At 62.9% G+C, this 14,178-nt stretch carries 3 protein-coding genes; all 3 read left to right on the top strand.

Features of this window, described 5'->3' with window-relative positions; all coding sequences use genetic code 11:
- Nucleotides 1–29 precede the first annotated feature (29 nt).
- Nucleotides 30–7,265 (top strand): Ig-like domain-containing protein, encoded by a 7,236-nt coding sequence (locus LQ232_RS23460; RefSeq protein ID WP_230182822.1) that lies wholly within the window; start codon nucleotides 30–32, stop codon nucleotides 7,263–7,265.
- Nucleotides 7,262–8,833 carry a diguanylate cyclase gene (locus tag LQ232_RS23455; RefSeq protein WP_230182821.1) on the top strand — a complete coding sequence of 524 codons (1,572 nt, stop codon included), beginning with the start codon at nucleotides 7,262–7,264 and terminating at the stop codon, nucleotides 8,831–8,833. Before LQ232_RS23460 ends, LQ232_RS23455 begins: the two co-directional genes overlap by 4 nt.
- Nucleotides 8,834–8,981: 148 nt before the next feature.
- Nucleotides 8,982–14,178, top strand: a 5,197-nt coding sequence (locus tag LQ232_RS23450) for a DUF4347 domain-containing protein (protein ID WP_230182820.1), incomplete at its 3' end; no start/stop codon positions are given.

The raw sequence follows: 14,178 nt of genomic DNA, 5'->3' as shown, positions 1-14,178 counted from the left end.
TGGCGGTGACGGCCGGCCAGGTGATCTCGGTGGCCAACATCAACTCGGGCCTGCTCAAGTTCACGCCCACGGCCAACGCCAATGGCACGGGCTATGCCAGCTTCACCTTCCAGGTGCAGGACAACGGAGGCACGGCCAATGGCGGTGTGGACCTGGACACCACACCTCGGACCATGACGGTGGATGTGACGGCTGTGAACGATGCGCCGGCTGGCACCAACAAGACGGTGACCACCAACGAAGATACCGCCTATACTTTCACGGCGGCCGACTTTGGTTTCACCGACGTGAGCGATTCGCCAGCCAACACCTTGCTGGGCGTGAAGATCACGACCTTGCCGGGCGCAGGCAGCCTGACCTTGAACGGCGTGGCGGTGACGGCCGGCCAGGTGATCTCGGTGGCCAACATCAACTCGGGCCTGCTCAAGTTCACGCCCACGGCCAATGCCAATGGCACGGGCTATGCCAGCTTCACCTTCCAGGTGCAAGACAACGGCGGCACGGCCAATGGTGGTGTGGACCTGGACGCCACACCCAGGACCATGACGGTGGACGTCACGGCGGTCAACGATGCTCCTTCGGGTGCCAACAGAACCGTGACCACGCTGGAAGACGCTGCCTATGTTTTCAGCTTGACTGATTTTGGCTTCACCGACATCAGCGATTCCCCGGCCAATGCCTTGCTGGCCGTCAAGATCACAACCACCCCTGGCGCGGGCACCCTGACCCTCAATGGCTTGGCTGTCAACGCGGGTGCTTTCGTGCTGGCGAGCGACATCGCCGGCGGCTTGCTGGTGTTCACGCCGGCGGCCGGCGTCAGCGGCCAGCCCTACGCTGACTTCACCTTCCAGGTGCAGGACAACGGTGGCACCGCCGATGGCGGTGTGGACCTCGATGCCTCGGCCAACACGATGACGGTCAACGTCACCAGCGCGGTCAATCAAGCGCCCGCAGGTTTGAGTAACACCGTCACCGCGGCAGAGGACGTCGCCTACGTTTTCACCACCGCCGATTTTGGCTTCACCGACCTCAACGACACCCCGTCGAATCAACTTCTGGCCGTCAAGATCACGACCGTCCCCGGCGCGGGCTCCTTGATGCTGAATGGTGTGGCCGTCAACGCCGGCGACTTTGTGATGGCCAGCGACATCGCTGCGGGCGGCCTGGTGTTCGTGCCTGGCAGCAATGACAGCGGAACGGGCTACGCCAGCTTCACCTTCCAGGTGCAGGACGATGGTGGCACCGCCGGCGGCGGCGTGGACCTGGATGCCACGCCCCGCACCATGACGGTGGACGTGACTGCGGTCAACGACGCACCGGCGGGCGCGGACAAAACGGTGACCACCAACGAGGATGTTGCCTACACCTTTAGCAGCTCGGACTTTGGTTTCGTGGATCTCAACGACGCGCCCGGCGATGTTCTGTTGGCCGTCAAGATCACCACCTTGCCAAGCGCCGGCACCTTGACGCTGAATGGCGTGGCGGTCAACGCGGGCGACTTCATCCAGGCCATTGACATCGCCGCTGGCAAGTTGGTGTACACGCCTGGCACCGATGGCCACGGCACGGGCTACGCCAGCTTCACCTTCCAGGTTCAAGACAACGGCGGCACGGCCAATGGCGGCGTCAACCTGGATGGCATTCCCCGCACCATGACGGTGGACGTCAACTCCGTCAACGATGCACCGGTGGGCACCGACAACACGGTGACGACCAACGAAGACACTGCCTACACTTTCGGCACAGCGGATTTTGGCTTCACTGACCCAAGCGGCGTGCCTGGCGACAGCTTGCTGAGCGTGAGGATCACAACCTTGCCCAGCGCCGGCACCTTGACCTTGAACGGCGTGGCCGTCAATGCAGGCGATTTCATCCTGGCCATCGACATCGCGGCCGGCAAGCTGGTGTACACACCCGGGGCTGATGGCAATGGCACAGGCTATGCCAGCTTCACCTTCCAGGTGCAAGACAACGGCGGCACGGCCAACGGCGGCGTCGACCTGGATGGCACACCCCGCACCATGACGGTGGACGTCAACTCCGTCAACGATGCACCTGTGGGTACTGACAAGACCGTGACCACCAACGAAGACACGGCCTACACCTTTGGCTCGGCGGACTTTGGCTTTGCCGACCCCAGCGACGTGCCTGCCAACATCTTGCTCAGCGTGAAGATCACGACCTTGCCAGGCGCCGGTACCTTGACGCTGAACGGCTTGGCAGTCAACACAGGCGACTTTGTCCTGGCCATTGACATCGCGGCGGGCAAGCTGGTGTACACGCCGGTATCCAATGGCCACGGCGCAGGCTATGCCAGCTTCACCTTCCAGGTGCAAGACAACGGCGGCACGGCCAACGGCGGCGTCAACCTGGACGGCACGCCCCGCACCATGACGGTGGATGTCACCTCGGTCAACGATGCGCCGGTGGGCACTGACAAAACCGTGGCCACCAATGAAGACACGGCCTACACCTTTGGCACGGCGGACTTTGGCTTTGCCGACCCGAACGATGCCCCCGGCAACGCTTTGCAGGCCATCAAGATCACGACCTTGTCCGGCGCGGGCACCTTGACCTTGAACGGCGTGGCGGTCAACGCCGGCGACTTCATCCTGGCCAGCGACATCGCCGCCGGAAAACTCATCTACACACCCGGGGCCGATGGCCAAGGAACGGGCTACGCCAGCTTCACCTTCCAGGTGCAAGACAACGGCGGCACGGCCAATGGCGGCGTCAACCTGGACACCACGCCCCGCACCATGACGGTGGACGTGGCCCCCGTCAACGATGCACCCGTGGGCACCGACAAAACGGTGACCACCAATGAAGACACGGCCTACACCTTCGGCACCGCGGACTTTGGCTTTGCCGACCCGAACGACGCCCCCGGCAACACCTTGCAAGCAGTGAAGATCACGACCTTGCCTGGTGCTGGCACCCTGACTTTGAATGGCGTGGCGGTCAACGCGGGCGATGTCATCCTGGCCAGCGACATCGCTGCGGGGAAACTGGTCTACACGCCCGGCTCCGACGACAGCGGCACAGGCTACGCCAGCTTCACCTTCCAGGTGCAGGACAACGGCGGCACGGCCAATGGTGGCGTCAACCTGGACACCACGCCCCGCACCATGACCGTGGACGTGGCCTCCGTCAACGACGCACCCGTGGGCACCGACAAAACGGTGGCCACCAACGAGGACACAGCCTACACCTTCGGTACCGCAGACTTTGGCTTTGCTGATCTGCATGACTCGCCTGCCAACACCTTGCTGAGCGTGAAGATCACGACCTTGCCCGGCGCGGGCACCTTGACCTTGAATGGCATCGCTGTCAACGCGGGCGATGTCATCCTGGCCAGCGACATCGCCGCTGGCAAGCTGGTGTACACCCCCGGCGCCAATGGCAACGGTACCGGCTACGCGAGCTTCACCTTCCAAGTGCAAGACAACGGCGGTACGGCCAACGGCGGCGTCAACCTGGATGCCACCCCCCGCACCATGACGCTTGACGTCACGGCGGTCAATGACGCGCCCACGGGTGCCAGCACCACGATCACAACACTGGAAGACACGGCCTACACCTTTGGCTCCGCGGACTTTGGCTTTGTCGACCCGAACGACGCCCCTGGTAACGCTTTGCAAGCCGTCAAGATCACGACCTTGCCCAGCGCCGGCACCTTGACCTTGAACGGCGTGGCCGTCAACGCCGGAGATTTCATACTGGCCAGCGACATCGTGGCAGGCAAGCTGGTGTACACCCCCGGCGCCGATGGCCACGGCGCGGGCTACGCCAGCTTCACCTTCCAGGTTCAGGACAACGGCGGCACGGCCAATGGTGGTGTCAACCTCGACGGCACACCCCGCACCATGACGGTGGACGTGACCTCGGTCAACGATGCCCCTGTGGGCGCGGACAAGACCGTGACCACCAATGAGCACACGGCCTACACCTTCGGCGCGGCGGACTTCGGCTTTGCCGATCTGCACGACTCGCCTGCGAACACCTTGCTGAGTGTGACGATCACCACCTTGCCCGGCGCGGGCACGTTGACGCTGAATGGCGTGACGGTCACCGCAGGTCAAGTGGTGTCGATGGCCAATATCACCTCAGGGTTGCTCAAGTTCACGCCCTTGGGCCATGACCATGGCACCGGCTACACCAGCTTCACCTTCCAGGTGCAGGACAACGGTGGCACGGCCAGCGCTGGCGCGGACCTGGACGGCACGCCCCGCACCATGACGGTGGATGTCACCTCGGTCAACGATGCGCCGGTGGGCACTGACAAAACCGTGGCCACCAATGAAGACACGGCCTACACCTTTGGCACGGCGGACTTTGGCTTTGCCGACCCGAACGATGCCCCCGGCAACGCTTTGCAGGCCATCAAGATCACGACCTTGTCCGGCGCGGGCACCTTGACCTTGAACGGCGTGGCGGTCAACGCCGGCGACTTCATCCTTGCCAGCGACATCGCCGCCGGAAAACTCATCTACACACCCGGGGCCGATGGCCAAGGAACGGGCTACGCCAGCTTCACCTTCCAGGTGCAAGACAACGGCGGCACGGCCAATGGCGGCGTCAACCTGGACACCACGCCCCGCACCATGACGGTGGACGTGGCCCCCGTCAACGATGCACCCGTGGGCACCGACAAAACGGTGACCACCAACGAGGACACAGCCTACACCTTCGGCACCGCGGACTTTGGCTTTGCCGACCCGAACGACGCCCCCGGCAACACCTTGCAAGCCGTCAAGATCACGACCTTGCCTGGTGCTGGCACCCTGACTTTGAACGGCGTGGCGGTCAACGCGGGCGATGTCATCCTGGCCAGCGACATCGCTGCGGGGAAACTGGTCTACACGCCCGGCTCCGACGACAGCGGCACAGGCTACGCCAGCTTCACCTTCCAGGTGCAGGACAACGGCGGCACGGCCAATGGTGGCGTCAACCTGGACACCACGCCCCGCACCATGACCGTGGACGTGGCCTCCGTCAACGACGCACCCGTGGGCACCGACAAAACGGTGGCCACCAACGAGGACACAGCCTACACCTTCGGTACCGCAGACTTTGGCTTTGCTGATCTGCATGACTCGCCCGCCAACACCTTGCTGAGCGTGAAGATCACGACCTTGCCCGGCGCGGGCACCTTGACCTTGAATGGCATCGCTGTCAACGCGGGCGATGTCATCCTGGCCAGCGACATCGCCGCTGGCAAGCTGGTGTACACCCCCGGCGCCAATGGCAACGGTACCGACTACGCCAGCTTCACCTTCCAGGTACAAGACAACGGCGGTACGGCCAACGGCGGCGTCAACCTGGATGCCACCCCCCGCACCCTGACTGTGGACGTGACCTCGGTCAACGATGCCCCCACGGGGACCGACCAGACCGTGACCACCAACGAGGACACGGTCTACACCTTCACGGCCGCAGATTTCGGTTTCACCGATATTCAGGACTCTCCAGCCAATATATTGCTGGCCGTGAGGATCACCACCTTGCCGGGCGCTGGTACCTTGTCCTTGAACGGCGTGGCCGTCACGGCAGGCCAGATGATTTCGGTGTCCAACTTCCATTCAGGGCTGCTCAAGTTCACCCCAGCAGCCAATGCCAGTGGCGCGGGCTACGCCAGCTTCACCTTCCAAGTGCAAGACAGCGGCGGTACGGCCAACGGCGGGGTCAACCTGGATGGCTCGGCCCGCACTTTGACGCTCAACGTCACCTCGGTCAACGACGCGCCCACGGGCACCAGCACCACGATCACGACACTGGAAGACACGGCTTACACCTTTGGCACCGTGGACTTTGGCTTTGCCGACATGAACGATGGCCCAGGAAACGCCTTGCAGGCCGTGAAGATCACGACCCTGCCCGGTGCAGGCAGCCTGACCTTGAACGGCGTGGCGGTCAACGCTGCCGACTTCATCCTGGCCTCCGACATCGCCGCCGGCAAGCTGGTGTACACCCCCGGCGCCGATGGCCATGGCGTGGGCTACGCCAGCTTCACCTTCCAGGTGCAGGACAACGGCGGCACGGCCAATGGCGGCGTCAACCTGGATGCCACCCCCCGCACCGTGACCCTGGACGTGACCTCGGTCAACGATGCCCCTGTCGGAACCGACCACAATTTGAGCACCGCTGAAGGGGTGGTCCACATCTTCACGGTGTCAGATTTTGGCTTCAGCGACCTCCGCGATGCACCCGGCAACGCCTTCGGGGCCGTCAGGATCACCACCTTGCCCGTGGCCGGAAACCTGACGTTGAATGGCATCGCCGTCAACGCGGGCGACTTTGTGCTGGCCAGCGACATAGCCGCGGCCCGGCTGGTGTTCACTCCGGCAGCTGGGCTGGGCACAACAGCCAGCTTCACCTTCCAGGTGCGTGACGATGGCGGCACGGCCTTGGGCGGCGCCGACACCGATGCCGTGGCCCGCACCATGTCCATCTCTGCCGTGTCGGACACGCCCACCATACCGGTTTCGCCCATCCCGGACACAGGCACTGGCGGTGGTTCGAACACCGGCCCCAGCACCTCGCCCGTCACGTCGACCCCACCCACCACGCCGCCCGTCGTCCCCAAGGACGACACGGTCACCGAAATCGGCGACAAGCTCGACGAATCCTCGGGTGGTTCAAACAGCCCCGTGGACGGGGCCCCGTTGCCACCCGTGCAAGGGGGTGACAAAGGCGAGGGCGATGCCCGGGGCAATGCTGGCCAGCCGGCCAGAGGCGGTGCCTATGCCGCTTCAGCTGCGAACTACGCTGCCAACCAAGCCGGTGGTTTCGTGGTCCGACTGGAGGCCGGCGGTTTGAATCTGGGCGTCGCGCCCGGCAATGTCTTGCTCGAAATGAGCGTCAACCTGGTCAAGTCCTCGCCGGATGCGGGCCTCAATCTGACGCTTTCCGCGGTGGGCGTGAAAGGCACCGAATACGCGGCGCCGCGCCTGGCTTTCACGGAAACCACTGAAGATCGCCGCGTTAAGGTCGAAAAGATGGTGGTACAGACGTCGGGCGCGGCCTTGTCGGTCGGTGCCGTCTGGTGGGCCGCCCGGATGTCGGGCCTGCTGGCCAGCTTGATGATCAGCACACCGGCCTGGCGGTCGATCGATCCCTTGCCGGTGATGGGCCTGGGGGACGGTCGCGGCCCCGATGACGAGGATGACGAGCACGGAGACGACCCCAACGGCATGGATGCCCGCGCGGCGCGGCTGTTTGGTGGCAACAAAGCCGGCCAACGTGAACTGGAAGGCATTGGATGAGCGAGAAGTTTTCTGTCCGCGGTTTGATGCGTCGTTGGGCCATGAGCCCCACGGCGCGCATCAGCTTTGGCCTGGTGTCATTGCTGATCGGGCTGCTGATGGTGCTCGATCTGGTCCTCAAACTGTTGCCCGACCAGCGCGCCATGACGCAGAACGTGCGCGAGCAGGTCGCCGTGAACGTGGCGGTGCAAGTCAAGTTGTTGCTCAACGATGCCCGCATGCAAGAGCAACTGGCGGTCATGCTCAAGGAAATCGTCCAGCAATCGCCAGAAATCGAATCGATCGGCATCCGCCGCGAAGCCGGCGAACTGCTGATGGCCACCAGTGGCCACAAGGATGGCTGGGAGGCACCGCCCTTGGGCCTGTCCACCATCACCAGCGTGGTGGTGCCCCTCAACTCAGGCACGGCCAAGTGGGGGCAGCTGGAGATCGGCTACCGATCACCTTGGCCCAACACCTTGATGGGCTGGTTGAAACAACCCACCGTGCAGTTGATCTTCACCATCAGCACGGCATCGTTCGTCGCCTTCTACCTTTACCTGCGCCGCGTGTTGCAGCATCTGGACCCCTCCAAGGCCATTCCGGAGCGGGTGCGCGTGGCCTTTGACACCCTGACCGAGGGCTTGCTGGTGCTCGACCTCCAAGGCCAGATCCTGCTGGCCAATTCGGCGTTTCGGGGCTTTCACCCGCAGGCTGGCGACGTGCTGATGGGGCGCTCCATCAAGCAGCTGGAGTGGCTGGTCAACGGCGTGCACGAAACAGCCGATCTGCCACCGTGGGAGCGGGCACTGCTGACCACCGAGCCCATCCTGGGCGTGGAGGTCGATCTGAGCCGCGACGGTGGCGACACCCGGCGTGCCTTGCTCAACTGCGCCGCCATCCGCGATGCCGCCGGCAATGCCCGCGGTTGCCTGGTGACCCTGGACGACGTGACCGCCTTGGACCAGGCCAACTCGAAGCTGCGCTCGGCTTTGACCGAACTGGAATCCTCGCGCGATCAGATCCAGAAGCAGAATGACGAATTGCAATTGTTGGCCAACTGCGACCCGATGACGGGCTGCTTCAACCGCCGCGCCTTCTTCGCCCGCGCAGAGCCCATGCTCAAGCATGCCCTGGAGACGGGCGAGCCCTTGTGCTGCGTGATGACGGACATCGACCGCTTCAAATCGGTCAACGACACCTACGGACACTCGGTGGGTGACCTGGTCATCCAGGCCGTCTCCAAGGTTCTCAAAACCTCCATGCGCGAGCAAGACGTGCTGTGCCGTTATGGCGGGGAAGAGTTCTGCGTGCTGCTGCATGGCTTGACCTTGGACCAGGCAGTGATCGTGGCCGACCGCATCCGTGGCCGCATTGAGCGAGAAGTCGGCCCGAGTGTGGAGGGCGTGCCGAACCTGCGCATCACCTCCAGCTTCGGCGTGGCTTTGCTGGGCACGGGCAACGCCAAAAACATGCTTTTGTTGATTGAGCGGGCCGACCAGGGCCTGTATGCCGCCAAGGAAGCCGGGCGCAACCAAGTGCAGTGCATCGATTGGGCTGAGGTGGGCGAACTCGCCGTGGACGCCTAAAAGCCTCGGTAAGCGGTCAGTTGCCGGTAATTCTTGGCGTATTTGCAAGTTTTACCTGTCGCGGGTTCATCCATCATTCAACAGTGCCCCAACCACGCCTGCCCAAGGTGCCCGAAGTGTGTGAACTCCCTCTGAAAGACCATCCGACATGACGCGCAAGCTCAAGTCGCGCGCGGTCGTTCGTCCAGGTGGCTTCGACGGCCAAATGGAGGAACTGGAGGCCCGCATCCTCTACAGCGCAGACTTGCTGGGAGCCTTGCCGGACGGCGGGATGGACATGGCGAGCGACACGCCCTCTGCGCAGGTTGTGGTCATGCCCGCCACACCTGTGACCAGCCAGCGCAGCGATGACACGCAGGCCAGTGGTGCCAGCGTAGCCGCCGAGGTGAAGAACTCATTGGAGCTGGTGTTCATAGACGCCAGCGTGCCCGATGCCGATCAATTGGCGTCCCTTTTGCAGAGCCAGACCACGGCCGGTCGCACGCTGGAAATCCACTGGCTCGATGACCAGAGCGATGGCGTTTCGCAGATCGCCGAGGTCCTGAAAGGCCGGGAAGGCATTGATGCCTTGCACATCATCAGCCACGGCGATGCCAGTGGTTTGCAACTGGGCAATGGTCGGCTGGACGGGGCTTGGCTCACCGGGCACATGGGTGATCTGGCTTCGTGGGGTGGCGCCTTGTCCGCCGAGGCCGATTTGCTGCTGTATGGCTGTGACCTGGCCAGCTCCAGCGAGGGCAGGGCCTTGGTGGACAACCTGTCGCTGCTCACCGGGGCCGATGTGGCGGCCAGCGACGATTTGACGGGGTCCACCCTGCTGGGCGGCGACTGGATACTTGAGTACCAACAAGGCGCGGTTGAAGCCGAGGTGGCGGTGGGCGCGACAGGCCAGGCCGCATGGCAAAACCTGCTCAGTGTCACAGCCAGCAGCGCCTCCGAGTCGACGGTCAATGGCACAACCACGGGCACCCAGGAAAACAACATCGACTCGGGCAAGCAAGTGGCGGCCGATGCCAACGGCAACTACGTGGTGGTCTGGGAAGACGCTACCACCTTGAGCGTTTATGGCCGCCTTTACAACGCCGATGGCACGGCAGCCACTGCCGAGTTCCGAGTTAACACGAACACGGCCACAACCAAGGATGAGCCCACGGTCGCGATGGATGCCAATGGCAACTTTGTCGTCGCCTGGCGCAGCGTCACGCAGGACGGATCTGGTTACGGCGTCTACGCGCAGCGCTACAACGCCAGCGGTGTCGCTCAGGGCAGCGAGTTCCGCGTCAACACCTACACGACGTCCGACCAGTTCTATCCCGCCATCGCGATGAACACCACGGGCTTCGTCATCACCTGGACCAGCTATGGCCAGGATGGCGACAACTATGGTGTCTATGCCCAGCGTTACAACGCCAGTGGCGTGGCCCAAGGCTCCGAGTTCAAGGTCAACACGACCAACACGAACATCCAGAAGAGTAGCCAGATCGGCATGGATGACAGCGGCAACTTCGTCATTGCCTGGTCGAGCTATGCGCAAGATGGCGCGGGTTATGGCGTCTATGCCCAACGCTACAACGCCAGTGGCGTGGCCCAGGGTTCGGAGTTCCGGGTCAACGTCACGACAGCGGGGGAGCAGATTCTGACGGATGTGTCGATGAATGCATCCGGGAACTTTGTCATCGCCTGGTATGACACGCTGGCTGATGGCAATGGCTACGGTGCCTACGCGCGAACCTACAACAGCAGCGGTGTCGCTCAAAGCGGCGAGATTCTGGTCAGCAATTTCATCTACAGCACGCAATGGAACGCGTCGGTGGCCATGGGCAGCGATGGTAGTTTTGTGGCCGCCTGGGAGACCTATACCGCAGATGGCTACAGCTACGGCATTGCGATGCGGCAGCTCAGTCTGACCGGGGTCGAGCTCTCGCCCGAAACCATCGTCAACACCACCCTGGCTGGTGACCAGCAGATCCCCAGCGTGGCCTGGGGCGGCAATCAGGTCATCGTGACTTGGAGCGGCAATGGCAGCGGAGACAACCTGGGTGTTTTCTCGCGCCGCTACAGCACGGCGTTGCCTGCTGCGGTGACCAGTGTTGGCACGGAAACCCGGGCGAACACCACTACCAGCAACACCCAACAGACCAACAAGGATGCAGGCAAACAGATTGCCACGGCAGCCAACGGCAACTATGTGGTGGTTTGGGAAGACACCATCACGGATTATGTGTATGGCCGTTTGTATGACGCCAATGGCACGGCCCTGACGGGTGAATTCCAGATCAATACCGACGTCACTGGCGCGCGCAACAAGTACGAGCCGACGGTGGCGATGGACGACAGTGGCAACTTTGTGGTCGCCTGGCGGAGCCAGTTGCAAGATGGGTCTGGTTATGGCGTTTATGCGCAGCGCTACAACGCCAGCGGTGTGGCCCAGGGCAGCGAGTTCCGCGTCAACACCTACACGAGTTCCGATCAGTTCTATCCTGCCATTGCGATGAGCGCGACTGGCTTCGTCATCACCTGGACGAGCTATGGTCAGGACGGTGACAACTATGGCGTTTACGCCCAGCGTTACAACGCCAGTGGGGTGGCGCAAGGGTCTGAGTTCCGGGTCAGCACCTACACCACCAACATCCAGACCGGCAGCAAGATCGGCATGGACGACAGCGGCAACTTCGTCATCGCCTGGTCAAGCTATGGCCAGGATGGCGCTGCTTACGGCGTGTACGCGCAACGTTACAACGCCAGTGGGGTGGCGCAAGGGTCAGAGTTCAAGGTCAACGTCACCACGAGCGGTGAGCAGATCTTGTCAGACGTGTCCATGAATGGCTCGGGCAGCTTCGTCATTGCATGGGATGACTCCGTGGCCGATGGCGCGGACTATGGCGCCTTTGCCCGCAGCTACGACAGCAGCGGCACGGCCCTGACGGGCGAAATCCAACTCAACAATTATGAGTTGGGGATCCAGCGCTATGCGTCTGTTTCAATGTCCGACAGTGGCAACTTCGTGGTTGCTTTTCAGAGCGCCTTGCAGGACGGCTTTGGCACTGCCATTGCCTTGCGCGTGTTCTCTCAGACGGGCGTTGAGATCGGGGCCGAGCGGCTCGTCAACACCACCCAAAGCGGCGACCAGAACGCTCCAAGTGTGAGTTGGAATGGCGCCTACCTTGTGGTGAGCTGGAGTGGAAACGGCACCGGAGACAGCGCGGGCGTGTTCGTTCAGCGCTACAGCAGCAATTCACCACCCGTGATCACCAGCAATGGCGGTGGGACTGCGGCCTCGGTCAATGTGGCTGAAAACAGCACGGCCGTGACGACGGTGACGGCCACCGATGCCGATGGCCAGACCCTGACCTACAGCATCAGCGGTGGCGCTGACGCTGCCCGCTTCACCATCAACAGCAGCACAGGCGTCCTGACCTTCGTTGTTGCTCCTGACTACGAAGCGCCCAACGACAGTGGCACCAACAATGTGTACGACGTCGTGGTTTCGGTCTCGGACGGCCTCGACACGGACACGCAAGCCATTGCCGTGACGGTCACCGCCGTCAACGAGGCCCCCTCGGCCACGATCACCCCGACCAGCTACAGCGCCACCGAACAGGTCAGCCTGACCTTGCATGGCACGGGCTTGAGCATGGCGGATGTGGATGCCGGCAGCGGAACAGTCCAGGCAACCGTCAGCGTCACCTCGGGCACCTTGACAGCCACGGCGGGCACCACCGGTGTCACGGTCGGTGGGTCAGGCACCAACACGGTGACCTTGAGTGGCACCTTGGCGCAGATCAACAACCTGCTGGCAGGCAGCTTGAGCGGAACGCTGACCTTCATCATGGCCAGTGATGCGCCACCTGCCAGTGTCACCCTGACATTGACGGCCAGTGACTTGGGCAACAGCGGCACTGGTGGCACTTTGACGGCCAACGACACGGCCACGATCAATATCACGGCGGTCAACGATTCGCCGACGGGGACGGTGTCCATCAGCGGAACGGTCGCTCAGAACCAGACCCTGACCGCCAGCAACAACATCGCCGACGGCGATGGCCTTGGCACCATCACCTACCAGTGGTTGCGCGGGGGCGTCGCCACAGGGACGACTGGCACGACCTACGCGCTCACCGAGGCCGATGTGGGTGCCGTCATCTCGGTGCGGGCGAGCTACACCGACGCTTATGGCACAGCGGAGACAGTCACCAGTTCTGGCACGGCGGCTGTGGCAAATGTCAACGACACCCCCACGGGTACCGTGACGGTCAGCGGCACGGCCACCCAGGGCCAGACCTTGACCGCCAGCAACAACATCGCCGACATCGATGGATTGGGCGCGATCACCTACCACTGGTACCGCGGTGGTGTGGATACCGGATCGACTGGCACGACCTATGTGCTGAGTGAGTCGGATGTCGGCGCCGTGATGACTGCAGTGGCCACCTACACCGATGCGCATGGCACTTCAGAATCGGTCACCAGCGCAGCCACAGCGGCGGTGGCGAACATCAACGATGCGCCTACCGGTACAGTGAGCATCAGTGGAACTGCCACGCAGGGCCAAACGCTGACGGCAAGCAATAATATTGCCGACATCGATGGCCTGGGCACGATCACCTACCACTGGTACCGCGGTGGTGTGGACACCGGCAGCACCGGCACGACCTATGTGTTGAGCGAGTCGGATGTCGGTTCCACCATCGTGGCCAAGGCCACATACACCGATGGCCATGGCACAGCGGAGACAGTGGCCAGCACGGCCACCGCCGCCGTGGCCAATGTCAACGATAGCCCGACCGGGACGGTGAGCATCAGTGGAACTGCCACGCAGGGCCAAACGCTGACGGCCAGCAATAATATTGCCGACATCGATGGCCTGGGCACGATTACCTACCACTGGTACCGCGGCGGGGTGGACACGGGCAGCACCGGCACGACCTATGTGTTGAGTGAGTCGGATGTCGGTTCCACCATCGTGGCCAAGGCCACATACACCGATGGCCATGGCACAGCGGAGACAGTGACCAGCGCGGCCACCGCCGCCGTGGCCAATGTCAACGATGCGCCCACTGGCACGGTGACCATCAGCGGCACAGTCACCCAAGGTCAAACCTTGACGGCCAGCAACAACATCGCCGACATCGATGGATTGGGCGCGATCACCTACCACTGGTACCGCGGTGGTGTGGATACCGGATCGACTGGCTCCACCTATGTGTTGAGTGAGTCGGACGTCGGCGCCGTGATGACTGCAGTGGCCACCTACACCGATGCGCATGGCACTTCAGAATCGGTCACCAGCGCAGCCACAGCGGCGGTGGCGAACATCAACGATGCGCCTACCGGTACAGTGAGCA

The sequence above is a fragment of the Aquabacterium sp. CECT 9606 genome (genome assembly GCF_918741295.1).
Taxonomy (GTDB): Bacteria; Pseudomonadota; Gammaproteobacteria; order Burkholderiales; family Burkholderiaceae_C; genus Aquabacterium.
This window is presented reverse-complemented; position numbering and strand designations above follow the sequence as displayed.